Source organism: Stutzerimonas chloritidismutans (assembly GCF_051486945.1).
GTDB lineage: Bacteria > Pseudomonadota > Gammaproteobacteria > Pseudomonadales > Pseudomonadaceae > Stutzerimonas > Stutzerimonas chloritidismutans_B.
The window spans coordinates 425,205-449,697 of the sequence record NZ_JAHVDX010000002.1; the positions used below are offsets into that span (position 1 = coordinate 425,205).

Below are 24,493 nucleotides of genomic sequence, written 5' to 3' on the forward strand. Positions count from 1 at the left end.
CCGGGAATCGACCTTCATCGGCCGATTCCCGCCTGCTCAAATCTTGGTCACCGAGGACAACGGAAACCACTTGGCAATCATCGCCTTTACCTTGCTCGCCAGCCGCCGCTTCAAGCTATAGCCCTTGCGTACCGCACTGGACTTTAGGTTGTGCAACTGGCCAGGCACGTACATCTCGTTCGTTTCCAAGCAATAAACCGGCTTGCCGCTGAGCTTCATAATCTCGACGGCCTGCTTCTCCTCGCTCTCGACGAACAAACGGGTCTCAGGATGCTTGGCGTACACCTCGGCCTTGAACCGGCCGTGAATGCCAAGCCGACGCCGCTCCTCTGCCGATGGCAGATCCAGCATATGCAAAGTCCCGTATTCCACGCCATTGCGCGCGAGCCATTCCTCGGTCTCGGCGCGATAGAGCTCCAGCCGACTCGTCACGAGATGCGCTACCTTCACAGAGGGAATGAACAGCGGCCGGGTGCATGCAAGGAATTCGCGGTATTTCGGGCCGTCATCATTCTGCTCTTCGACGGGATCGACACAGAGCACACCATCAATGTCGAGGCAGGCGTGTTTCAGAAACTCGTGATGCATGATGTTCCACTCGAACACACGCGGTTGCTCAACCAGCTCTAGGTGAACATCGACGAGATGCTGGTTGCGGCGCTCGGCGAATACAGCCATCGTCACTACGTCTTTTTCGAAAATGGCCTTCACTTGGGCCAACGCAGCATTCATCGACTTCGCCGAGGAAATACTGTCGTCGACGAGCAGAATCTTCCGCGCATCCTGCGGTTTGGCCAGAGTGGCGTGCTTATAGCTACGCGTCGTACCCCGTTTCAGATCATCGTTGCGCAGGAACGAATAAAGATCGGTCAGCGGAAGGTTCTGCTTCAACGCAATGATGCTGGCGACCAGCATGCCACTTCGGGGAATGCCAACCACCAGGTCGATGTCCGCCGGTATCCGGCCGGCATAGACATTGGTCAGCTGAGACAGATGACTAAGGCTTCGGTAATTCATTGAACACGCTCCTGCGCCCTGTTCTTGTTTGGATCCCACCAGGCAGAAAACCGACTTGCCCATCAGCGCCCCAAGGAGGCGCGCAACATCTTGGTATGGGTATGCACGTAGTGCAGCACATACAGCGCGAATGCATTCAGCGCCGAGTAATTGAGGAAACGCTTGCGGATATCCATGTCCTCGCGGATCGCCTCGAACCGGCGTTTGTGTGAAACGCCAGTCGTATCGAATATGCACAGCGGAAACGACAACTGCATGACATCCCGCTGCAGGTCTAGCCCCTGCAGGAATTCCAGCAACAAGCAATAGTCGGCGGACAACTTGTAATCGAGGCGGAAGGAATAATCACGCAACCGCTCGTTTTCGAAATACATGGTCTGATGGCTGGCGGGTAGGCCCAGCGGAGCACGCTCGATTGGTCGCGCCGTAACCGGCTCAAGCGAGCCGTCTGCATGTTTACGGTTGAAATCCCCATAAATGAACTTCGGCGCAACGGGTGCGCGTTCGAGTTCCGCATTGATTCGTTCCAATACGTCTGGGCCGCCAAGGCAGTCGCCACTATTGAGGAACAAGGTATATCCCGGCGTTTCTACAGCACGGAGCCGACCCTTGTTCATGGCATCGTAAATACCCTTATCGGGTTCGATGGTGATCTCGGCGTGGGGATCGTTCAAAGAACGGAGCCATTCACTACTGCCGTCTTTCGAAGCGCCATCGATAACGATCCAGCGAAAGTTGCGATAAGTCTGGTTGACCAGGCTCTTGTAAGTGTCCTTGAGGCCCTCCAGGTTATTCCAGTTTATAGTTACGATACTGAAACTGACCATAATCCACCTGCCCCGGGTTTAACGTGAAAGAAGAATCCGCGCGTTGCATCTTGGCGTAATAAACGAAGAACGCCGCTGCCATGCCGTAAAGATCGCCTGCGAAGGTCAGGCCATTGGACAGCATGAAATTCATCATGCCGAACACGAAGGCGATCTGGACCGAGGACAATAACGCCCCCTTGTTCGGCACCTGTCGCATAAGCCAGAGATAGCCGAAGTAATAGATGAGCAGCACGGCCAATGCCATGAACCCATAGCGGTAATAGACGCCGAAGATGCCGACATCCGAGAGATAGAAGTGCGAGTTGTAGACGGCCGAGAAGCCACCTTGCCACTGCAGCGATAACGCACCCATGCCGATGAAGTTATTTTCCCGGATCGCATCGATGATGGTTGCAACCGTTAGGTCACGGACACCCGGGCCGGAGGTGGCTTCGAACAGCAAGGCGTGAAAACGCTCGTACTGGGCGATATAGAACTCAGGTACCAGGAAGTAAGAAATACCCAGCATCACGATGCCAAGGATGCTCATCTTCATCAGCGAATCGATGCGCTTGCGGAAGATCCACAGGCCGGCGATCCCCCAAACCAGCATGGTCTGGCGGGTCTGCATCACCAGCCAGAGGTAGGCGACCAGATATAGCAGGATCAACACCTTCGTCGTGGTCACGCGCTCACGCAGGTTGTACATAAGCATGAACGCGGAGATGGTGACGAACGCCGAGCCGATGCGATAGCGGTCAGGACGTAGCAGATCTTCGTACTGGGTCCAGTCGTCGACAGTGAACGAGGCCACCGTGTTCTGCGGGATGATGCCCAGGTAATAACAAAAGCCGAACGTGGCACAGATTAGCGCCACGTAAAGGAAATACTTGCCCAGCTCTTCCTCGGTCGGCTTCGCCATGATCAACAGAAACAGCACAGGGAAGAACACCAAATACTCGAAGAATCGCCGTTCCTCGAGCAAGCCATAGACCAGTGGCTGGCCAAAATTGAGGTATGCCAAGCTGGCGGACAGCAACGGCAGGCAGACGCCCATCCAGATGATCCACAAGCTGGTCCTGGACTGGTAGACCCATTTCCACACGACGAAGAGGCAGGTAGTCGCCCCGATCACCACCAACAGGAAGAGTTCACGCAGGTAGGGAACACCGGCCCGCTTGTCGTCCGTCAAAAAGAAACAGGCGGAATTCAGCAAGAGCAGGATGAACAGCAAATTCTTGTACGCCAGCACTTTCCTTAACAAGCGGCTTCCCCAATTTCCAAGTTGACGTAGCGAACAGCGAACCGACCGCGAGGCGTGCCGCCCGGGCGCAATCCTGGCGCCAGGGTCCGCGTGCCATGGATGGACAACAACGAGTCGTAAAAGGTCCATGCGCCATGCACGCAATGGCTGGCTTTGGCTCCCAAGACCCGGTCAGCGCCACTTCCAGCCGAGTGATCTGGCGTCAGAGCGCCAGGCCCGGCGGAACCGGGCGACCGACACACTGAACGCGTACCGTCGCCGATTCGAGACTCAGTGACGAGCCTTGTCCTGGTTCTCGACGAACCAGCGATACGCGTCGCGCAGCCCATCCTCCAGGCTGATGGTCGATTGCCAACCCAGCGCTTTGAGGCGCGACACATCCATGAGCTTGCGGGGTGTACCGTCGGGTTTGCTGCTGTCGAAGATCAGCTTGCCCTGATACTCGGTCACGCGCGAGATGGTTTCGGCCAGCTCCCGGATGCTGCAATCGACGCCGGTGCCAACGTTGATGTGCGAGAGCATCGGCTGGGTGTGGGCCTGATAGGTCTCGTCATCCAGCTCCATCACGTGCACGCAGGCGGCTGCCATGTCATCCACATGCAGGAACTCGCGCTGCGGCTTGCCACTGCCCCAGATCACCACTTCGTCGTCGCCACGCTGGGTGGCTTCATGGAAGCGCTTGAGCAGTGCCGGTACGACATGGCTGTTTTCCGGGTGGAAGTTGTCGTTCGGCCCGTACAGGTTGGTCGGCATCACGCTGCGGTAGTCACGGCCGTACTGGCGGTTGTAGCTCTCGCACAACTTGATGCCGGCGATCTTGGCAACCGCGTAGGGCTCGTTGGTCGGCTCGAGCACGCCCGTGACCAGGGCCTCTTCTTTCATCGGCTGCTCGGCGAACTTCGGGTAGATACACGAGGAGCCGAGGAACAACAACTTCTGCACATTGTTGCAATGCGCGGCGTGGATGATGTTCGCCTCGACCATGAGGTTCTGATAGATGAACTCGGCCGGATAAGTGTTGTTCGCGTAGATGCCGCCGACCTTGGCCGAGGCCATGTAGACCTGATCGATCGGCGTCTCGGCGAAGAAGGCGTTCACGGCCGCCTGGTCGACCAGATCGAGCTCTTCCCGGCCGCGCGTGATGATATTGGTGTAGCCCAGGGCCTGGAGGCGTCGGACGATGGCCGAGCCCACCATGCCGCGATGCCCCGCGACGAAAATGCGTGCGTCACGATTCATGTCAATTCTCCAATGTCACTGGAATTTCGAAGCCGTGCTCTTTGAGCAAGGCGTGCCGCCGGGCCACCTTCAGGTCCTCGCGGACCATCTCGGCGCACATTTCCTGCACGCTGATTTCCGGTGTCCAGCCAAGCTTTTCTTTCGCACGGGTCGGGTCGCCGAGCAGCGTCTCGACCTCAGCGGGGCGGAAGTAGCGTGGATCGACGCTGACGACCACATCACCCGGACGGAGTGCCGGCGCCATGTCGCCCGCGACACTGTCGACGATGGCACGCTCATCCACGCCGCTACCTTCGAAGCGCAGCTGGATACCCAGCTCGGCCGCCGACCACTTGATGAATTCACGTACCGAGTACTGCACGCCCGTGGCAATCACGAAGTCCTCGGCCTGCTCCTGTTGCAGCATCATCCATTGCATGCGCACGTAATCCTTGGCGTGGCCCCAGTCACGCAGCGCGTCCAGGTTGCCCATGTACAGGCGCTTCTCCAGACCCTGGGCGATGTTCGCCAGGCCACGGGTGATCTTGCGGGTCACGAAGGTCTCGCCTCGGCGCGGCGATTCGTGGTTGAACAGGATCCCGTTGCAGGCGTACATGCCATAGGCCTCACGGTAGTTCACCGTGATCCAGTATGCGTACAGCTTGGCCACGGCATATGGCGAGCGCGGGTAGAACGGCGTGGTTTCCTTCTGCGGAATCTCCTGCACCAGGCCATACAGCTCTGAGGTGGAGGCCTGGTAGAAGCGCGTCTTCTTTTCCAGCCCCAACAGGCGGATGGCCTCGAGGATGCGCAGCGTGCCCATGCCGTCGACGTCGGCGGTGTACTCGGGCGACTCGAAGCTCACCGCAACGTGCGATTGCGCGCCCAGGTTATAAACCTCATCGGGTTGGACTTCCTGGATGATGCGCGTCAGATTCGACGAATCCGTCAAGTCGCCGTAGTGCAGTACGAAGTCCTGGCTCTGCTCGTGGCGATCCTGATAGATGTGGTCGACCCGCTGGGTATTGAACAGCGAAGCGCGGCGCTTGATGCCGTGCACCTCGTAGCCCTTTTCCAGCAGCAACTCGGCGAGGTAGGAACCGTCCTGCCCCGTGATGCCCGTGATCAACGCTTTCTTTCGTTCCATGTTGCTACCTATGTTAGTCGTCGAGAGAGGAAATCAAATTCAGCGGTCAGCTCGACCGAACGCTGCGAATTGCCATCTGGAGGCGCTCGATGAAGCCGACGCAAATCACCGGCAGTGAGGGAAATTTGTAGAAGAAGCGGTAGGTGTCGTACTGCGTCCGCGGCGCGCTCAGCGTGGCGGGATCGACCTCGGCCGTGTCGATCAGCGAGATGCCCTCGCCCGCTACGTCATGCAGCACGCTCAGCTCCATGGGCTTCATCGAGAGGCTGAAGCTGCACAGTCCCGGCTTGGTCGTACGCGTCAATTGCAGGCCGCTGCGGCAAGGCTTGCAGCCGAACAGATTGACGGTGAAGTCATGGTTGGCGAGCTTCGGGTTCAGGCGCTTCAGCGTGCCGGGCGACAGCTCGCAAAAGGCGTCATAGACGGCCAGCGATGCTTCGAAGCGAGGAAACTGGTAGTCGATACGCTGCTGCTGAATCGGTACCTGGAAGCGCGACGAGGCGATATAAAAATGTTCGCCCGGGTCACCGAAGTTGGTCGTCAGCGAACGGTACGGGTAAACGAAATACAGGTCGCGGCTGATGATGTAGGCGTTATACAGCTTCAGCCAAGACGACTCCGGCCAGCTGCGAATGTCGCCAGGGATACCGTCGATGCGAGTGATATCCGTGCCATTGCCTTCGAGCCACTGGCGGAACCCCTGCCAATGCGAACGCGACCAAGCCTGACCCCAGGACGCCGCGAGCTGCATGAAATGCACATCTGACTCGCCATCGTCGATCGGGGTGAATGGCAGATTGGCGGTCTGGTTGAACTGCTGGCTGTACAGGCTGATACCGGCCACGCGTGGCTCATCAGCATAGAAGGTCAGCGCCCTGGACGTGTACTCGTAAAAGTGCGGCGACACGAAAAGGTCGTCCTCGAGCACCAGTACGTCGCCGTACTCCTCGGTGAGATCGCCGCAGGCCAGGACGTGATTACGAAGCCCCATCCGCTTCTCGCGATGGATGACGCGTTTTTCACCATGTGGCCAGTCGTAAGCCTCGGCGACACGCAAGGGTTCGAGCGTGCCCGAGTTATCCAGGCTGATCACCAGCCGGATGTCCCCGGCGGGGTAATGCGCCTTGCTCAGCGATGCCAGCAGCCGAGAAAGGCTCTTGGGCCGGTTGTAGCCGATGACGACGATAGTGGGCAGGTTTGCTGTCATTGAGAAATCCATACCGCGTGAACTAAACGGGTTGCGAATCGGCAGTGGCCGATTCTCCAAGGCGCCTGTACCAGCGTCGCGCTGCAATCGTGACAATCGCCACCAGAGACGAGTAAATCACGATGCTCGCCGCGGCGAAGGCCTGAACGGTAGCCAGCGCCTGGCCGACCACCACTGCACCACCAAACAGCGCTACCAGGCGCAGACTGGTACTGAACACTTCGAACAGCAGGAAACGACCCTGCAACGAGAGTGCCGGCACCGCGACCACACAGGGCCGGGAAATGAACACGACATACTCCGCCAGAGCCATCCAGCGGGCGAACTCGCCAGCCACATGCCACTGCTCGCCGAAGACGAACGAGAACAGCCAAGGGCCGAAGATCACCACGATCGAGAACGGCACCAGGCCGACCAACCCCAGCGCTGCCGTCGCCTTGACCAGCATCGCCGCGACCGGCTCGCGGTCGTGTATCGCACGAGTGATGCGCGGGTAGTACACGTCAGCCACCGACTTGCCGATCATGTTCGTGGGCATGGTCAACGCTTGCCGGCAGAGGGCGAAGAAGCCGGCCACGGCGGGGCCGAAGAACGCAGCGAGCACCAGCGTCGGCAGGTGTTGCGATGTCGCGTTGATCAGCATTACTGGCGCGCGATAGAGCGGAAAATCACCATGCCGCCGCGCAAGTTCGCGCAACGAAGCACGGTTGTCGCTTTCCGCCGCTGCGTGATTGTCGCTATGCGGCTTGGCACGCAGCAGCGTCAGGCCGAGCATGGCGGCATGCAGGGCTTGTTGCAGCGCCGTGGTGCAGACCAGCACCAGAGCAGACGACTGAACCAGCCCTGCGACGGTCCGCAGGGTGTTGAACAGCAACGAGTGGCCAACCGCCACGCTTGCGGTGATACGGAACCGCTGGGTGCGGAACAGCCATTGCTGGCAGATCTCCAGCGCCGCGGCGCTGAACATCACCAGCGGAATCAGCATCAGGTACGGCTGAATGATGCCGATCTCCAGCCGCGCCGCGATCTCATCGCCGAACAGGCCCAGCACCACTGCAACCAGCAGCGTGAGCAAGGTGGCGACCAGTAGCGACAGTCGGACCAGACCACGGGCATCGCCGTCGCGCTTGGGCAGCACGATGGCGATCGGATAGGTCAGCGCCGCGACCGGTATCAGCATCATGGTTACGCTGAGAAACGTGCCCAGTACGCCATAGGCCTCGGGACCGTAGATGCGCGTGATCACAGGCATGAAGGCCAGCGTGAGCGCCTGCGCCCCCGCAGTACCGCTGACTACCGTGACGATGTTGCGCAACAGCCGGCTGCGCAGGCTGCCCTGCAGCAAAGCCGAGAGCCGCTGTGAAATCGGCATGCTTTGCTGGCCGCTGGTCTGGTCGAGGCTGCTCACCGGGACGCGCGCTCCGTTCAGGCCTGCACCGGCTGACGGCCGACGCCGTAGTAGCTGAAGCCTTCACGCTTCACCTGGTCGCGGTCGTACTGGTTACGGCCATCGATGATCAACGGCGTATTGAGCAGACGCTTGAGCGCTCGGAAATCCGGGCGGCGGAACGGCTTCCACTCGGTCACGAGCACTAGCGCATCGGCGTCGATGGCCGCTTCGTACTGACCTTCGACGATCTGCAGCTTGCCCTCGGCAAACCAATTCTCCGGAAACTCGCGGCGCGCGGTCTCGCGGGCGACCGGATCGAAGGCCCGTACCTTGGCGCCCGCATTGATCAAGCTGTTGATCAGCACCACGCTCGGTGCTTCGCGCATGTCGTCGGTGCCCGGCTTGAAGGCCAGCCCCCAGACCGCGAAGGTGCGCCCTGCCAAGTCACCGGTGAAGTGGGTGGACAGCTTGTTGAACAGCGAATGCTTCTGCTGGTCGTTACGCGCTTCCACGGCCTGCAGAAGCTTGGGCTCGAAATCGTTCTGGTGCGCAATGTTGATCAGCGCCTTGACGTCTTTCGGGAAGCAAGAGCCGCCGTAGCCGCAGCCGGCGTAGATGAAGTGGTAGCCGATACGTTCGTCCGAACCGATGCCCAGGCGTACGTTCTCCACGTCCACGTCCAGGCGCTCGCAAAGGCTGGCGATCTCATTCATGAAGGAGATCTTGGTCGCCAGCATGGCGTTGGCCGCGTACTTGGTCATCTCGGCATCGCGCACGCCCATGAACATGGTCCGCGGGCGGTTGCGGATGAACGGTGCGTAGAGTGCGCTCATGACCTGGCGGGCATGGTCGTTATCGGCACCGATGACGATGCGATCCGGGTGCATGAAATCGTCGACCGCCGCGCCTTCCTTGAGGAACTCGGGGTTGGAGACGACCGAAAATTCGATGTCCAGCCCGCGCGCCGCAAGTCGCTCGGCGACTGCTTCGCGGACCAAATCGGCGGTACCGACCGGCACGGTGGACTTGTTCACCACGATGGCAGGCGCGGTCAGGGTGTCGCCGATCTGCCGGGCCACCTCGAGCACGTAGCGCAGGTCAGCCGAGCCATCCTCACCGGGGGGCGTACCCACTGCAATGAAGAAAACCTCGGACTGCTCAACCGCTTCGCCCAGCGAGGTGGTGAAGTGCAGGCGACCGGAGGAGTGGTTCTCGACCACGATGTCTTCGAGGCCCGGCTCGTAAATCGGCAGAATGCCCTGCTTCAGGTTTTCGATCTTGGTTTTGTCGACGTCGACGCAGTAGACCGTGTTGCCCATTTCGGCGATACAGGCCCCGGTCACCAGACCCACGTAGCCGGTTCCAACAACGGTAATGTTCATAGCAACTTTCCTCGAGTCAGACGTGATACGGGCGCGCCAGGGCTCGACCCGAAGGTGGCCGCTGGCAGAAATCGTTGATGAAGGCAGCAATCAAGCCGGGCCTCGGTGACCGCGTTGCGGTACCGGGCCTGGCGATTCTGGCGAGCCGGGTTAGACCGTCTGCTCGCTGTAGCCGTAGTGGTCGTAATAGCCACGGAACTGACCGTTCTTGCGGGCCTTTTCGACGTCCACGTGGTTTAGCACTACGCCCGTGATCGGAGCGCTGCTGTTCTGCAGCTGGCTGACGCCCTTCTGCACGTGCGGAATCAGCGTGCTGTCGGACTTGACCACGTAGATAACCGCGTCGGCCAGCTTGGACAGAACGGCGGCGTCGCTCACGGCCTGGCTCGGCGGCGAGTCGATGATGATGCGGTCGTAGCGCGCCTTCAGGGCCTCGATGAGTTTGGCAAAGCGCGGCGAGGACAAGAGCTCCAACGGGTTGGACGGCACGGCGCCCGCAGCGATCATGTCCACATTACCGACGGTCTGGATGCAATCTTCGAGCTTGGCGTTGCCACCAATGAGGTTGACCAGGCCGGGCGTGCCCTGCTTGAAGTCGAAGGACTTGTCCAGTGTGGCGCGGCGCAGGTCCGCATCGATCAGCAGCACGCGGTGCAACTGCCCCATCGCGAAGGCCAGGTTGGCCGACACCGAGCTCTTGCCTTCGCCCGGCGCGGTGGAGGTGATCACCAGCACTTGGCGCGGCTGGCCGGTTTCGCTCAGCAGCAGGTTGGTGCGAATGGTCCGCACGGCCTCGCAGAAGCGTTTGTCGCCGCTGCGTTCGAACAGATGGCTGACCTCCTTGCGCAGCTTGCGCGGTACCTGCGGGACGATGCCCATCACCGGCAGATTCAGCTTGCCTTCGACCTCTTCGGAGCTCTTGAAGGTATTGTCCAGAATCTCGCGGATGATCGCCTGGGCAATACCCAGAACAAGCGCCAGGAAGATCGCCACCGCCATGATGAGCGTGCCGTTAGGCGCCGAAGGCTCGGCCGGCGGGATGGCTTCGTCGACGATCCGCGCATTGGTAGTGCTCAGGTCGGACGTCGCAGTGGTTTCCTGCAAGCGGGTCATGAAGGTGTCGTACAGGGCACGGTCGCTCTCGACCTGGCGCTGCAGGTCACGCACCTTGAACTCCTTGCGGGAGATGTCCTGGATGCGGCCCTTGTTCTCGTTGAAGGACGCCTTCAGCGAATTCTCGTTGGCGACAGCGAGCTGATAGTTGCGCTCGATGCTCGCAACGACCTGCTCGACCTGCTGGCGCAAGCTGGCGGTGGCGGCATTTAGGTCGGAACGAGCCGATACCATTGCCGGGTGGCGATCGCCATAACGACGCGACAGATCCTCTACACGTGACCGGGCATGTGCCTGGTCTGCCTTGAACTGCTGGATCAGCGGGTGACCGAGCACAGCCGGCACGCTGGCCAGACGCTCCCAGCCCTGGCTGCGCATGGATTCGACCTGGCGATACTGGCTCTCGGCCTCGGCACGCTGGCGACGGGCGTCGATCATGCGGTCGCCGGTCAACGACAGCTCGTTGGCGCTGATGGTGCTCACACCTTCGAGATCAACCAGCCCCTCGGCATCCAGGTATTCCTGCAGGCGATCCTCGGAAGCCTGCAGGTTCTCACGCAGGGACACCAGGCGATCATTCATCCAGCTCGCCGCAGTCATCGACATGTCGACCTTGGCTTCGAGCTGAGCTTCGATGTAAGCCTGTGCCAGCTGATTGGTAGCCTGGGCGGCCGTCAGGCGATCCGCCATGGATACCGACAGGTAAACCAGCTGGCTCTTGCCTTCGACCCATACCGACGTGCGCTCCATGAACGTGCGCGTCGCGTAATCCATGATCTGGGCTTCGGTGTAGGGCTCCTTTTCCTCGCCGGTGATGCTGCGCACGATCGCGCCGATATCCACCAGCGGCTTGGACACCTGGCGCAGGTCGAACTCAGGGTGCTCGGTGAGGTTGAGGTCACGCACCACCCTGGCGGCAACGCCGCGGCTCTGCATCAGGCTCAGCTGCGTCTGCAGGTATTCGCTGAGTTCGGTGCGAGCGTCAGGCGTCGGCTGGAACGACAGCACCGGCGTCCCCTTGTGTTCGATCAACACCGTGGCGACGGATTTGTAGATCGGCGTCATGCGCGCGACCAGGACCGCGGCCAGGATGGCGACCGCGGCCACCAGCAGGACGATGCCCCACTTGCGTGACCAGATCGCATGCCAGATCTTTTTCAGATCGATGAAATCGCTGTCAGCGGCGGCCCCTGCTGGGCGCTGCCACGGTCGATCCGGGCGGATTGGGCTGTTCATCAGAAGAATCCTTCGTCGATGTTGATCGTGTCACCGGGGCGAACCGGGGTGTCCATGTCTGCTTTCTCTGCCGTACGCCCGCCTTCGGCGCTGCGCACGATGGTCATGCGGCGTGTCGATGCGCGCTCGGTGAGACCACCAGCCAGTGCGATCGCGCGATCCAGCGTGAGCCCGGGCTGATAGGGGTAACCGCCGGGGCTCTTGACCTCGCCGGAGATGTAGAACTCGCGATAGTTGACGACCGAGACCGAGACACGCGGATCGATCAGGTAGCCGTCCTTGAGCTTCTGTACCAGGATGTCTCGCACCTGGCCGGGGGTCTTGCCGTTGGCATTCACCTCACCGAGGAACGGGAAGGTGAAGGTGCCGGCGTCGGTCAGGCGAATTTCTTCGAACGACAGGTCCGGCTCGCCATGCACGCTGACGCGAATGATGTCCCCCGAGCCCAACTGGTACTGGGCGGCGTTGGCGCCAGCGGTGAACGCCAGCATCAACAGTAAGAACAGGCATTTGAACGGGTTGCGATGACACATGTTTGGCTTCTCCATGATCCTGGTGGACGTCCTGCCTGGTTCAGAGACTCAGGTCGAAACTCAGCAGATAAACGTTGCGGTCGTAGGTTTCGCTGGCGAAGCTCGAGTCGTTCTCGGTCCGCATGTACGCGAGGGTCACGTCGATCCAGCGATCCGGCGACCAGATCAGGCCGGCGCGGTAGCGACTGCGGTCGTCGTCCCGGCCGATCCCCTTGTACTCACGATCTTGGAAGCGGTACTCCAGCTCGGTGGCGATACGCGAGGTCCATTCGTGGTTCCAAATCGCTTCGGTAGTCCAGTCATTGATGGTGCTGGCGCCGTCATCACCTTCGTCGAAGGCGCGGCGGGTGTTCAGCCTGAACGTGGAGTAGGTACGCGGGTTGTAGGTGACACCGACTTCCCACATCGGGCTGGTGAAGTCTTCGCGATCGTTACTGTCGAAGTTCTTGCGCTCGGCACCCAGCTTGATGCTGCCGGAGGTCTTGGAGGTCGCTTCCCAGGTCATACCGCCGAGCAGCGCGACGTTGGTGCTGTCGCGGCGGGCACTGGAGAGCTTGTAGTCATGGTCGGTGTGGCGAACTTCCACCAGTGAGCGCGTCGTGCCGCCCAGGCGATGGAACCAGATGGAGTTGAGCATCAGGCTGTCGCGGTCTTCGGTAGCGTTGATGTTGCCACTGTTGTGATAACGCCACTGGTCGTAGTGGGCGCCGAACTCAAGCTGGTTGCGCGCGGTACGGGCGCCGAAACGATAGGCCGCCTGGGCGATCTTGCGGCTGTACTTGTCGTTCTCGGTCTCGATCTCAGTGTCCGCCGTCTCCTCCACGCGGTGGTAGGAGAGCCCCCAGCTGAGTCGATGCCGCGAGGTGAACTCCAGAGCGCTGCGCAGCCGCAGGTGGTGGTCGGTGTTACTGGCATCCGAGTCGGAATGGAAGATGTCGCTGTTGAAGGAATACTCGAGTTCGTATTCGCTGTTCCGGTTACCGGTGCCCAGCAGGAAGGTCGGGTTGATCCCGGTCACCCAGGAGGACTGCTCGTTATCGGAGAGCCCGCGGAAATTGTCGTCATAGCTTTCGCGCACGATCAGCGTAGGAGTGAACTCGAAACCACCGATGCGAATGTCCTGGGGATCGTTTGCCGCCCAGCTGTTTCCAGCGGCAAGGCAAAGTAGCGATACACCTGGAAGCGTGATGTTCCTCATATGGAATCCCTTCTCGGAGATAGATTGTTGTTCATGCCTGCGACCCTGACCACGACGCCTGGCCGATGTGAGGTGGCATAGACACGCAACAGACCGCAAATATCCCCGACAGTTGCAGTTTCTTTGCTCGACGCGTGGCATTGGGATTAATCGCTCCGACTGATCCGCTCTGGCCCCATGGATTCAGGCACGCTACCGCCCCAGGATTCGGCCCCTGTGGCATGAATGCTTCCATCCCGGAACGATGACAGACCTCACCCGTACAGCGCCCAGGGGCGCAGGCAGGTGAAACGTTCGTATCGTTCTTATTAGAAAGGCAAAGCCGTGCCCCGCTTCTGGAGAGCGGGCTGCACGTTGGCGAGACTGACCTGCACCTGCTGTTCTCGATTGAGCATGTTCAACAGCAACATCACTCGCTCTTCCCCATCCATGGAGAGAAAAATCGCATCCAGGTCGGCACCACCGCCGATGCGGACCTGTACCGCATCACCTGGATTGAACACCGCCACGGATTCGCCCCCTGCGCAGCGTGCCTTCAGTTGCTCGATGATCCCGTGCTGCACCCGGCAGGGCTGGCCGCAAAAGGACACCACGCGATTGACGCCACGCGTCGAGCGCAGCGGCATCCAGTTGTCGCCCTCCTCCATGCGGATGAACACATAGCCGGGAAACAGTGCCTGCTCAAGCAGCCTCAACCGGCCCGCACGCATACGCTGCGCGGTGAAGGTCGGGGCGAAGCACTCGAACGCTTGGCGCTGCAGATGCTCCAGCGCACGCCCGTCCTGGCGCGGTTTGCATTGCAATAGGTACCAGGACCCATCGGGCGTTTCGGTATGTCTATCCACAGCTTTCGCGTAGCCTCCAAACCACCGGCGCTCGATGCGCAATCCGTCCCGTGGGCCGCCCTAGACAGGGTCAGGCGCCCTTTCTGGACCCGGATGCAATCGCGGAGTTCCGCAGCGAGTGGCGCCGGGCGCCCGATAACAGCCGCACACGACGAAACAGCCCGCGCCAGGCCTGGCCTGAAGCAGGTGTAACAAGGCGTTTCGTCTGTTGGAATCGGTGGAGGCCCACCCGCACCTACGCTGTCAGCGGCGCTCGATGCGGTCTGGATGGATGAGGATGCGGCCCTCTTTGTAGAGGCCGCCGATGGCCTTCTTGAAGTTGCCTTTGCTGACACCGAAGTGCCGTGCGATCTCGTCGGCAGGCGACTTGTCGCTAAAGGGCAGCGTGCCGCCACTTTCCTGCAGCCTCTGAAGAATCAGGGCCTGCAGCGCATCGCCCGCCTCACTGCCTACTGGCTGCAAGCTGAGACTGATTTTGCCGTCCGGCCGTATTTCGCGGATGAAACCGCGCTCGCTCATGCCGCTGCGCAGGAATTTGAAGGCTTCGTTCTTATGGATCAGCCCCCAGTGCCGGCCATTGATGATGGCCTTGTGGCCCAGCTCGGTCGCCTCGGCCACGAGCAGGTCGACGGGCTCGCCGACGCTGTAGCGAGGCGGGGTCTTATCGAGGTAACGATCCAGACGCGCGGTGGCCGTGATGCGCCGCGTGTGCTTGTCGAGGTAGACGTATACGACGCAGTAATCGCCTTCGCGCAGCGGGCGCTTTTCCTCCGAATGCGGCATCAGCAGGTCCTTCGACAGGCCCCAATCGAGAAACAACCCGACCCGGTTGATCTCCTTGACCTTGAGGCTTGCGAACTCGCCAACCTGAACCTTCGGCTTCTCGGTCGTGGCGATTATCCGGTCGTCGCTGTCGAGGTAGACGAACACGTTCAGCCAGTCGTCGACTTCGGTGGGCAGGTTCTTCGGCACGTAGCGATTGGGCAACAGGATTTCGCCATCCGGCCCACCGTCGAGGTAGAGGCCAAACCCGGTGTGCTTGACGATTTGCAGGCTGTTGAAGCGCCCGATGGCTGCCATAAGAAAGGTCCTTTGATCGAAGCCGGCGATTCTAGCAGGGCGCCCGTGATCGGCGCCGTTCCTCGATGGGCGCGGCGCCGTCCTTCATCGGGGCAGTGCGTAGGCGATCACTGCATCGCCCGCCTTGGTGCCGAGCGAGCCGTGCCCGCCTGCCACCACCACGACCATCTGCCGACCCGTGCGGCTGAGGTAGGTCATGGGGGTGGCCTGGCCGCCAGCGGGCAGCCTCCACTTGGCGAGCTCCTTGCCGGTGGTGACGTCATAGGCGCGCAGGTAGTAGTCCAGCGTGCCGCTGAGGAACGCCACGCCACCGGCTGTCAGCATCGGCCCGCCAAGGCTCGGCACGCCCATCTTGAAGGGTAGCGGGACAGGCGCGCGGTCTCGCACGGTGCCGTTCTTGCGCATCCAGTGCGTGCGCCCGGTGCGCAGGTCCGCACCCGCCACGTAACCCCACGGCGGCGCGATGCAGGGCAAGCCGATGGGCGAGACGAAGGGTTTCAGCTCCACCGCGAAGGGCGCGCCGAAGTTTTCGTTCAGGTGAGGCTCACTGTCCGAGACGTAGGTGGCCTCGTCGTTCTCACGAGGAATCAGCGTAGAGGTGAACGGCAGGTACGCTGGCGTGCTGAAGACCATCTGCCGCACCGGATCGACCGCTACGCCGCCCCAATTGAATACGCCGAAGTTGCCCGGATGAACCAACGTGCCCTGGGTGGAAGGTGGCGTATAGCGCCCTTCGTAGCGCAGGCCGTTGAACTGGATATGGCACATCATCTGGTCGATGACGGTCGCGCCCCACAGGTCCTTGTCCTCGAGCCTCGGCGGTTTGTAAGTGAGCGCGGACACCGGCTGCGTCGCAGCGGCCTCGTCACCTTTGGCCGCTCCCTGCGGAGCCGGCACCTCTTCGACGGGCAACACGGGCTCGCCGGTGCGCCGGTCGAGTACGTAGATGTCGCCCTGCTTGGTGGGCGCAACCAGCGCCGGCACCATACCGCTACCGGTGTCGATATCGACCAGGCTCGGTTGGGCCGGCACGTCCATGTCCCACAGATCGTGATGCACGGTCTGGAAGACCCAGCGCAGCGCTCCGGTCTCGATGTCCAGCGCCACGATCGACGAGGAGAATCGTTCGGTGTTCTCGCTGCGATTACCGCCCCACTGGTCCGGCAGCTGGTTGCCCAGCGGAACGTAGACCAGACCGAGCGCTTCGTCGGCACTGGAAATGCTCCAGTTGTTCGGCGTGCTTTCGCTGTACGTTTCATTTTCCGGGATCGGCTCGGTCCGCTCGGGGTTGCCAGGGTCCCAGTTCCAAAGGAGTTCGCCGGTCAGGGCGTCATAGGCGCGAATCACGCCGGACGGCTCGTTGACCGACACATTGTCATTGACCGCACCGCCGATGATCACCCGCCCGCGCGCCACGACCGGCGGCGAGGTGGAATAGTAAAAGCCCTCTTTGACGTGCGGCATGTTCGCCCAAAGGTTGATGGCGCCGTTCTCGCCGAATCCTTCGCAGACCTGGCCGGTATCGGCGTCGAGTGCAATCAAGCGGGCATCCGCAGTGGGCATGTAGAGCCGCTGCCGGCAGACCTGCTCGGCGGGGGCGGCCTCGTCCAGGTGATAGGCCACGCCGCGGCAGGTCTGGTGCTGCCGGTTGGTCGATTGCGGCACCTGGGGATCAAAGCGCCAGCGCTCCTGCCCGGTTTCGGCATCGAGTGCGATTACCAGGTTGTGCGGCGTGCACAGGTACAGGCTGTCGTCGACTTTCAGCGGCGTGACTTCGTAGGTGGTCTCCTCCGGGTCACCGGGGCGGCGCTGGTCGCCAGTGTTGAATTGCCACACTTTCTCGAGCCGGCCGACATTGCCTGGATTCAACTGATCCAGCGGCGAATAGCGCGTGCCGTGCTGGGTTCGGCCATAGGCGTGCCAGTCTCCGTCGGGCACCTTATCTACGCGTGCCGGGGACTGTGCGAGGGGCGGCGGCAGCATCCCCTTGAAGTCATGACTATCGGTGGCAAGCGCCTGGATGCCAGCGGCGCCCCAGAGCGCCACCGCAATCATCAACGGAATGGCGCTGCCGCCCCAGGCGCGCGCGCCGAAGTGCAGCCAACCCAGACGCTGCGCAACCCAGGGCATCAACAACCAGAGACCGAATGGCACGATGATGCTGCCGCGTGGCGCGAGCTGCCACCAATCGAAGCCGACCTCGTACAACGCCCAGCCCAGCGCGCCCAGCATGACCAGCGCATAGACCCAAAGCGCTGCACGGCGCCTGGCCAGCAGCAACCCGCCCGTCAGCAGGAAGCCTACCGCCAACACGGCGAAATACCAGGTCCCGCCCAGGGCAATGACCTTCCACCCGCCGACGGCGAGCGCAAGACCGAGAATGATGCACAGCACAGCGCTGATGACGACCGCCACGACTCCTCCCTTGTTCTTGTTATGGGCATGCCGTGATGCTGCCGGCAAGCCGGATGAACGACCGCTCGCAGGCGATCACCCTCTGTTGACCGGCCGTCGCCCTGAATGCTCCCGGACGCCATGCAAAAGTTTCTGCTCAGCAGCAGCCGTCGCTGCGCCATGCCCTGAAGCGCATGGCATCCGAGCGACCGCAAGGGAACGCGCGGCGCTGACAATTTCGAGAAGACAATCGAACAATAATTGACCAAATCTGTATAATGGCCGGTTCGACCGACCACCAGGAACCCAACGAATGGCCACCAAGACCACTTCCGCCAAACGCAAACCCGAACCCGCCAGCGAAACCAGCGAGTCTCTCGCCGAGCAGATGGCGGCGTTTCTCAAGGCCGGCGGCGAGGTCCAGAAGATTCCTACCGGCGTTAGCGGCCAGACTCAAGGCCCGTCGCGCCAGATCACCATCAGCCGCAAGTAATTCTTCACCAGACGACACATCTCCAGACCGCACTGGCGAGCCCATCCCGGTAGGCTCGCCCGGTTTTCTCCGCTGCACAGTCATTCAATCCCGCCGAGCCGCCATGACCGAACCCACCCGCCTGTCCAAACGCCTGGCCGAACAGCTCGGCTGCTCACGCCGCGAGGCCGAGCTCTACATCGAAGGCGGCTGGGTCAGCGTGGACGGGGAAATCGTCGAGGCGCCGTTCTTCAAGGTGCTCGACCAGCGCATCGAATTGCTACCTGGCGCGAGCGCTGCCGAAGTGCCGCCGGTGACACTGCTTTGGCACAAACCAGCCGGCATGCCCTGCCCTAGCGACGCGGGCCCGATCTACCAACAGCTGGCCAAGGCGCCGCGCTGGAGCGCCGACGATGCGCGCCAGACCGTGCGCGACCGTCATTTCGCCCGGCAGACTCTTCTCCTGCCCTTGGCGAGCGAAGCCAGCGGGCTGCTGGTCTTTAGCCAGCAGCGCGAGGTGATTCGCGCGTTAACCGCCACGCGCACCCCGCATGAGCACGAATACATCGTCGAGGTCAGCGGCGACGCGAAACCCGGTGCGCTGGAACGCTTAGGCAAGGGCATCACCCACCGCGATGGCTTACTTCAGGCCAAGGCCAGCTGGCAAAGCGAAAACCGGCTGCGCCTGGTAGTGAAGGCTCACCAGCCGGGTGACCTGAAGCTGATGTGCGAAGCCATGGGGCTGCAGATGTGCGCCTGCAAGCGCATCCGCGTTGGCCGCCTGTCCATGGCGAAGCTGCCCATCGGCGAGTGGCGCTACCTGGGCGAGCACGAGCGTTTCTGACCGCTCGGTTCGACAATCGCGCCCGCCTCGTTCGCGCCACGTCCAATACCACCCTATGCTTGTCTTGCTGCCCGGCGGATGACACCACCGCGGCAGCCACCGCTGGTACATCGTCCACGCCTGAGGTATGTCCATGCACAGACTCGCTCTGCTGCTCGCGCTCGGCCTGCTGCCACTGCTTGGCATTGCGCAGCAACGCGTGGAAGTCTGGACCTATCACCTATCGCCGCCTTTCCTCCTCAAGGATGAACAAGGCTTGTCACACGCCTTCGTCGATCTGCTCAACAACGACCCGGCCAACGCAGGTCGCTTCCGCTTCGAGCTGATCGAACTGCCACGAAAACGCATCGATGCGCGCTTGGCGAAGGGCCGGCCGGGCTTGCTGCTCTGGGCGACGCCCGAGTTTTTCACTGAAGCGCAGACGGCCAGGGCGAGCTGGTCCGAGCCGCTACTGGTCGATCGGCAAGAGTTCGTCTCATTGCCGGACACCGCGTTCGAATACGAGGGCATCGAATCCTTGCAGGGCAAAACCGTCGGCGGTGTGCTTGGGCATCGCTACGCCGGGCTCGAGGATGCGGTCGCCAATGGGTCAGTCAGGCGTCAGGACGTACGCTCCGATTTGCAAAATATCGAAAAGCTGTTGAATGGGCGCATTCACACATTGCTGATCCCCCGCTCCTCGCTGCTCCATTACCGCAAACAGCACGACCTCGGCCGGCTGCACGTCTCGGCACGGCCGCTCTATGAGTTTTCTCGGCACCTGCTCATGACCGATTCACTGAGTAGCAGCGTCAAGGAATACCTCAGCTGGTTCGTCAACGCGCTACCGAGCAATCCGGAGTGGCAAATCCTGGTTTTCCACTACGGACTGGACCCTATGGCGGTCACCGAATGAATCCAGATGAACACAAGCGAAGCTGGCGAGTCAGAACACGCGCTGACCAACGATTAATAACCAGAGAGACCAAGGCAGCAATGAAGAATGCACTGGCGATCGGATTGTTCATGCTACTGGGCGGGTGCGCCTCCCAACCGCAGCCCTGTGACGAGCCGGGCGGCTCTTGTCGATCCGAGCGATTGCTCTACCAGAATGACCTGCTCCAGGCCAAGTTCCTGATAGCCATCGGTGACGAGGATGGCTATGAACTGGCCGATGCGCTGCTCGAACGCAGCGCCGGCCTGGACGAACGCGGCGAGATCGAGTTCTACCAGGCCCTGCTCCTGATCCGGCAGGGTCCGCAGCCGACCGAAGTGCTGCAACTACTCGAGGCTGCCCGCGCCAAGGGCCATCCGCATGCTGTAGCGCTGCTCTACAAGATTTACAGCGAGCCCTACCTGATCGACGAGGCGGATGCGGCCAAAGCCGAGCGCTATCGCGAGGAGTACGCCGGGCTGGACGTTGCACAAAGCGGCTATCCCGACTTCCTAAAGGCGGTCGACTTGGTCAGCGAGCTTGTCGAGCCGCCCCCGCCAATGGCCGAGCGGCTCATGCCCTGCCCAAACCAGTGTTTCTGAGCACTAACGAGGCGTAGGCGTCTGGGTCACCTTCGGCGGTTTCTCACCGTCGAGCACGGCCTGCGCCTCCTCCTGGCTCGCATAGGGGCCGGCGATTGCGCGGCCATCCATCTCCACGACCCAACAGGTCGCCCAAGTCGGACGCCAGGCCTGCGGGACTTCATCGCCAGTCAGTTGCCGAATTTGGGTCTGCATGGTCACCTCCTGCAATTGCCAGTACGCCACCACGCGCGGTGGCCCTAAGCGTGGGACCGCAGCATTTGTCGATGTACTCGCCGAAACAGCGCGTAGTGCTTTTTACCGAACTGCCGCGCGGCGTTCGGCTCTACTGGATATCCAAAACTGCCCTCTGACACGCGCACAAACAGCACGAGGACGCACATGCCGTTCCAGACGCCCACGAGCAGGACCCTAATCTGGCTGATAGTGGCCCTGCTGGCCCTGACGGGCTGCAGCCGCATGAACCTGGCCTACCGCAACCTCGACCTGCTGATCCCCTGGACGCTGAACGATTACCTGGACATGACCGGCGACCAGCAGAAGCGCTTTCGCACGCAGCTGCGCGATCACCTCGGCTGGCACTGCCGGACCCAGCTGCCGGGCTACCTCGACACCCTGGCCCGCCTGCAGGGCCAAGTCCGCGATGGGCAGCTCGACGAAGCCGCACTGCGCGAGCACTACGCCTATGCCACCGAAGCAGTACAAGCCATCGCCAAGGAAATCACGCCGACCACGGTGCAGCTGCTCGCCGACCTTGATGACAGCCAGGTGAGCGACCTGAGCGAATCATTGGAAGAAGACCGGCGCGAACGCGAGGAAAAATACCTGGGCCCATCGGAAGCCGACCAGATCCGCGAGCGCGCCGAACGCATGCAGGAACGCGTCGAACGCTGGACCGGCACGACCGATGCGCACCAACGCCAGCGCATCCTGCAGTGGGCGCATGCGGTCGGCCCGCAAACGCGCTTGTGGTTGGAGAATCGCGCGGCATGGCAGCAAGCCCTGCGTGACGCGCTCGACCGGCGGCATGAACCTGGCTTCGGCGAGCGCATCGCACGGTTGCTGCAGGACCGCGAAGCCTACTGGACGCCAGCCTACCGCACGGCCTTCCCCGCCGCGGAAAAGGCCGCCATCGACCTGCTCGTCGACCTTTATCGTCTGACCAACGCCGAGCAGCGGCGCCACATCGACAAGCAATTGCAGGATCTGCGCAACGACCTCAGCTCGCTGGACTGCCTGCCCCCGCGCTGACCGCCGTCAGCGCCGGCGCCGCGCCAGTAACAGGCCGACCAACCCCGCGGCGATGCCACCTGCGATCAGCAGCGTGCGCTGGCGGTCCGTATCACGCCGCCAACCGCCATCGATGCGCCGCTGGCCCAACGCCGGATGAAAGAGGTTGCCCGACGAAGGCGCCACCCGATCGGCCCGGCGCAACGCCGCACCGGTCATCAAGCCGGACAGTAGGTCGAAGCCCGGCGTGAGGAAATGCGCAAAACGCAGCACCATTGCCGTCACGCCCACGGTGGTCGTATGCCGCGGATGCAGCGCCAGCTCGACCATCGCATCGGCCACCTCCCGCGGGTCGCAGAGCGGTGGCGGCGGCTGCAGGGAGCGCCCGGCATAGTTGCCGCCGTCCCGGAACCCGGGCGTATCCACCATCGAGGGATAAACGTCGCAGACGTGGATGTCTGGCCACTGCGCCAGTTCGCCGCGCAGCGCATGCGAGAACCCACGCAGGCCAAACTTGCTCGCCGAATAGGCCACCGCAAAGGGTTGCGGCACCCAGCTACCCACCGACTGCGTATTGATCAGCGTGCCCTCGCGCTGTTGCTTGAAGTACGGCAGCACCACGTGCGCGCCGCGCAGATAGCCGATCAGATCGGTCTGCACCACTTGTTCATGGGCATCGAGCGGCGTTTCGTCGAAGGCGCCCACCGCACCGACGCCCGCATTGTTGACCCAGATGTCGATGCGCCCGCCGCCGAACTCGGCCGCGGCACTGGCCAGCTGCTCGACCGAGTCGCTCAGGGTCGTGTCGGTCGGCACCGCCAACGCCTCGGCGCCCAGCGCGCGACATTCCTCGGTAGCGTCTTGCAGCGCTTGCTCGTCCCGCGCCGCCAACACTACCCGTGCGCGCTGACGTGCGAAGGCCTGCGCTGCCGCGCGGCCGATACCGCTGGAAGCGCCGGTGATGACCACCAAGGCGCCCTCGAGACTCGATCGTTTCATGCTCGCTCTCCGGTTTGCTGTCGTTCATAGCTGACCGCCCCGGCCAGGCAACATTCCCTCGTCGGGCGGGCCAGGTTCAGACCATCTGCAACGGCTGAGGACCACGCGGCGGCGGGAATGCCGCGTCCAGCTCGGCGACGTCCGAATTAGCCAGATGAAGTTCGACGGCCCTCGCATTGGCGCGAAGATGCTCGGCGCTGGATGCCTTTGGGATGACGAGCACGCCGGGTTGGCGCAGCGCCCAGGCCAGCGCCACCTGCGCCGGCTCCGCACCGAGCCGTTGCGCCACGCGAGTCATCGCTGGATGGCGCAACAGGTCGCCGCCCTGCCCCAGCGGGCAGTACGCCATGACTGGCATCCGCTGCGCCTGGCACCAAGGCAACAAGTCGAACTCGATGCCGCGCTCGGCAGGGTTGTAGAGCACCTGGTTCGTCGCACAGCAGGGCTCGCCCAGTTCCTGCATGTCGTCCAGGTCGAAATTCGAGACACCCCAGCGACGGATCTTGCCGTCGGCCTTGAGCCGCCCGAACGCCTCTACCGTTTCCGCGAGCGGGTACTGCCCTCGCCAATGCAGCAGGTAGAGATCGAGGCAATCCGTGCCGAGGCGCCGCAGGCTGCGCTCGCACGCCTGCGCGACGCCCTGGCGGCTGGCGTTGTGCGGGTACACCTTGCTGACCAGGAAAACCTGCTCGCGGCACCCGGCAATCGCCTGGCCGACGACCTCCTCGGCACCGCCCTCGGCGTACATCTCGGCCGTGTCGATCAAGGTCATGCCCAGCTCGATGCCAAGCCGCAGGGCCGCCACTTCGCGGCTGCGCGCGGCTGGATCCTCGCCCATGTGCCACGTGCCCTGGCCGATGACCGGCACCGGGGTGCCGTCGGCTAGCGTCAGGTTGCGCATCAGCAGTCTCCCCGCGGTGCATTCTGCTCGGCGACAGGTTCGGCCCAGGGGTCGTAGGTGCCGAAGGACCAGAGGTGGCCCTCCGGATCGCGGCAGGTAAAGCCACGTCCGCCGTAGTCTTCGTCCTTCAGCTCGATGACGATCTCGGCGCCGGCGGCCTTTGCCTTGGTGTAAAGCGCGTCGGCGCTGTTGACGATGACATAGGTGCTCTGGGTTGAGTAACCACCCACCTCGTCGGGCTGGCGGACCTGGCGCCCGTAGGCCGAGTCGGCGACCGGGCCGAGCATCAGCATGCTGCTACCGAACGTGAGCTGTGCATGGATCACGCCGACCTCAACATCCTCGACGACACGCTGCTGTTCGAAATCGAACACCCGGCACAGCCATTGGAGCGCCGCCGGAACGTCGCGATAGCGCAGGCAGGGGATCAGGTTGCAGGTTGTGTTCTTGCTATACAGGGACATGATTCCTCCTCTGGCTGGGCCGCGTCATCGCATCGAAAGCGCCCCACCATCTTAGTGGCCGATCCGCGCGGCTGCGTTCAACAGCGGGGCCGCGTTTTGGCCAGGAGCGACAGCCGGGCCGGCACGCACCGAGCCGGCCATCTGTAGCCAAATGCCCGGCCCAGAGCCTTCGCTGCAATACGCGTGTCACGCCCTTCACGCACAGTATGCCGACCTCGAAAAGGTGCTTCATGAG

The 24,493-nt window shown here is 62.2% G+C and carries 23 protein-coding genes; 5 read left to right on the top strand and 18 right to left on the bottom strand.

Annotated elements, in window-relative coordinates; translation table 11 throughout:
- Positions 1-36: 36 nt before the first annotated feature.
- The 14 genes from KXR72_RS09060 to KXR72_RS09125 all read right to left on the bottom strand — a co-directional run bounded on the left by KXR72_RS09060 (position 37) and on the right by KXR72_RS09125 (position 17,854).
- The gene (locus tag KXR72_RS09060) at positions 37-1,080 is read right to left on the bottom strand and encodes a phosphoribosyltransferase family protein (RefSeq protein ID WP_437420779.1); all 1,044 of its coding nucleotides are present in this window, start codon (positions 1,078-1,080) and stop codon (positions 37-39) included.
- Positions 1,080-1,844: a glycosyltransferase gene (locus KXR72_RS09065; RefSeq protein WP_437420780.1), complete on the bottom strand. Its 765-nt coding sequence runs from the start codon at positions 1,842-1,844 to the stop codon at positions 1,080-1,082. The genes KXR72_RS09060 and KXR72_RS09065 overlap by 1 nt, the downstream gene beginning before the upstream one ends.
- Entirely contained in the window at positions 1,807-3,090 is a 1,284-nt protein-coding gene (locus KXR72_RS09070; RefSeq protein WP_437420781.1) for a hypothetical protein, read from the bottom strand. The genes KXR72_RS09065 and KXR72_RS09070 overlap by 38 nt, the downstream gene beginning before the upstream one ends.
- A gap of 270 nt (positions 3,091-3,360) precedes the next feature.
- On the bottom strand, positions 3,361-4,329 hold the full coding sequence (fcl, locus tag KXR72_RS09075) for a GDP-L-fucose synthase (protein WP_437420782.1): 969 nt from the start codon (positions 4,327-4,329) through the stop codon (positions 3,361-3,363).
- A gap of 1 nt (position 4,330) precedes the next feature.
- Positions 4,331-5,455 (bottom strand): GDP-mannose 4,6-dehydratase, encoded by a 1,125-nt coding sequence (gmd, locus tag KXR72_RS09080; RefSeq protein ID WP_437420783.1) that lies wholly within the window; start codon positions 5,453-5,455, stop codon positions 4,331-4,333.
- Between the two features lie 46 nt (positions 5,456-5,501).
- Positions 5,502-6,662, bottom strand: a complete 1,161-nt coding sequence (locus KXR72_RS09085) for a glycosyltransferase (RefSeq protein ID WP_437420784.1) — start codon at positions 6,660-6,662, stop codon at positions 5,502-5,504.
- A 22-nt stretch (positions 6,663-6,684) separates the two neighbouring features.
- Positions 6,685-8,070: a lipopolysaccharide biosynthesis protein gene (locus KXR72_RS09090; RefSeq protein ID WP_437420785.1), complete on the bottom strand. Its 1,386-nt coding sequence runs from the start codon at positions 8,068-8,070 to the stop codon at positions 6,685-6,687.
- A 17-nt stretch (positions 8,071-8,087) separates the two neighbouring features.
- Positions 8,088-9,434, bottom strand: coding sequence for a UDP-glucose dehydrogenase family protein (locus KXR72_RS09095; protein WP_437420786.1), 1,347 nt, complete (start codon positions 9,432-9,434; stop codon positions 8,088-8,090).
- A 150-nt stretch (positions 9,435-9,584) separates the two neighbouring features.
- Positions 9,585-11,783 (bottom strand): GumC family protein, encoded by a 2,199-nt coding sequence (locus KXR72_RS09100; RefSeq protein ID WP_437420787.1) that lies wholly within the window; start codon positions 11,781-11,783, stop codon positions 9,585-9,587.
- Complete coding sequence (locus KXR72_RS09105; RefSeq protein ID WP_437420788.1) at positions 11,783-12,316, bottom strand: polysaccharide biosynthesis/export family protein; 534 nt, start codon at positions 12,314-12,316, stop codon at positions 11,783-11,785. The genes KXR72_RS09100 and KXR72_RS09105 overlap by 1 nt, the downstream gene beginning before the upstream one ends.
- A gap of 40 nt (positions 12,317-12,356) precedes the next feature.
- Positions 12,357-13,514 carry an outer membrane beta-barrel protein gene (locus KXR72_RS09110; RefSeq protein WP_437420789.1) on the bottom strand — a complete coding sequence of 386 codons (1,158 nt, stop codon included), beginning with the start codon at positions 13,512-13,514 and terminating at the stop codon, positions 12,357-12,359.
- A gap of 308 nt (positions 13,515-13,822) precedes the next feature.
- Positions 13,823-14,359: a transcription/translation regulatory transformer protein RfaH gene (gene rfaH, locus KXR72_RS09115; protein WP_437420790.1), complete on the bottom strand. Its 537-nt coding sequence runs from the start codon at positions 14,357-14,359 to the stop codon at positions 13,823-13,825.
- 243 nt (positions 14,360-14,602) lie between these two features.
- On the bottom strand, positions 14,603-15,439 hold the full coding sequence (locus KXR72_RS09120) for a CvfB family protein (protein WP_437420791.1): 837 nt from the start codon (positions 15,437-15,439) through the stop codon (positions 14,603-14,605).
- 84 nt (positions 15,440-15,523) lie between these two features.
- Positions 15,524-17,854 carry a glucose/quinate/shikimate family membrane-bound PQQ-dependent dehydrogenase gene (locus KXR72_RS09125; RefSeq protein ID WP_437420792.1) on the bottom strand — a complete coding sequence of 777 codons (2,331 nt, stop codon included), beginning with the start codon at positions 17,852-17,854 and terminating at the stop codon, positions 15,524-15,526.
- A gap of 292 nt (positions 17,855-18,146) precedes the next feature.
- Between KXR72_RS09125 and KXR72_RS09130 the strand changes: the two genes are divergently transcribed.
- The 4 genes from KXR72_RS09130 to KXR72_RS09145 all read left to right on the top strand — a co-directional run bounded on the left by KXR72_RS09130 (position 18,147) and on the right by KXR72_RS09145 (position 20,664).
- Positions 18,147-18,326 carry a hypothetical protein gene (locus tag KXR72_RS09130; protein WP_437420793.1) on the top strand — a complete coding sequence of 60 codons (180 nt, stop codon included), beginning with the start codon at positions 18,147-18,149 and terminating at the stop codon, positions 18,324-18,326.
- A gap of 103 nt (positions 18,327-18,429) precedes the next feature.
- Entirely contained in the window at positions 18,430-19,149 is a 720-nt protein-coding gene (locus KXR72_RS09135; protein WP_437420794.1) for an RNA pseudouridine synthase, read from the top strand.
- Positions 19,150-19,282: 133 nt separating this feature from the next.
- The gene (locus KXR72_RS09140) at positions 19,283-20,044 is read left to right on the top strand and encodes a substrate-binding periplasmic protein (protein WP_437420795.1); all 762 of its coding nucleotides are present in this window, start codon (positions 19,283-19,285) and stop codon (positions 20,042-20,044) included.
- Between the two features lie 80 nt (positions 20,045-20,124).
- Positions 20,125-20,664 carry a hypothetical protein gene (locus KXR72_RS09145; protein ID WP_437420796.1) on the top strand — a complete coding sequence of 180 codons (540 nt, stop codon included), beginning with the start codon at positions 20,125-20,127 and terminating at the stop codon, positions 20,662-20,664.
- Positions 20,665-20,667: 3 nt separating this feature from the next.
- Here KXR72_RS09145 and KXR72_RS09150 read toward each other — a convergent pair whose 3' ends face one another.
- Positions 20,668-20,859 carry a hypothetical protein gene (locus KXR72_RS09150; RefSeq protein ID WP_437420797.1) on the bottom strand — a complete coding sequence of 64 codons (192 nt, stop codon included), beginning with the start codon at positions 20,857-20,859 and terminating at the stop codon, positions 20,668-20,670.
- 186 nt (positions 20,860-21,045) lie between these two features.
- Between KXR72_RS09150 and KXR72_RS09155 the strand changes: the two genes are divergently transcribed.
- A complete protein-coding gene (locus tag KXR72_RS09155; protein ID WP_437420798.1) occupies positions 21,046-21,915 on the top strand; it encodes a DUF6279 family lipoprotein in 870 nt (289 codons plus the stop codon).
- A 6-nt stretch (positions 21,916-21,921) separates the two neighbouring features.
- Here KXR72_RS09155 and KXR72_RS09160 read toward each other — a convergent pair whose 3' ends face one another.
- The 3 genes from KXR72_RS09160 to KXR72_RS09170 form a co-directional block, all read right to left on the bottom strand.
- Positions 21,922-22,893 carry an SDR family oxidoreductase gene (locus KXR72_RS09160; protein WP_437420799.1) on the bottom strand — a complete coding sequence of 324 codons (972 nt, stop codon included), beginning with the start codon at positions 22,891-22,893 and terminating at the stop codon, positions 21,922-21,924.
- Positions 22,894-22,969: 76 nt separating this feature from the next.
- A complete protein-coding gene (locus KXR72_RS09165; RefSeq protein ID WP_437420800.1) occupies positions 22,970-23,794 on the bottom strand; it encodes an aldo/keto reductase in 825 nt (274 codons plus the stop codon).
- Complete coding sequence (locus KXR72_RS09170; RefSeq protein ID WP_437420801.1) at positions 23,794-24,258, bottom strand: VOC family protein; 465 nt, start codon at positions 24,256-24,258, stop codon at positions 23,794-23,796. The genes KXR72_RS09165 and KXR72_RS09170 overlap by 1 nt, the downstream gene beginning before the upstream one ends.
- Between the last annotated feature and the right edge of the window lie 235 nt (positions 24,259-24,493).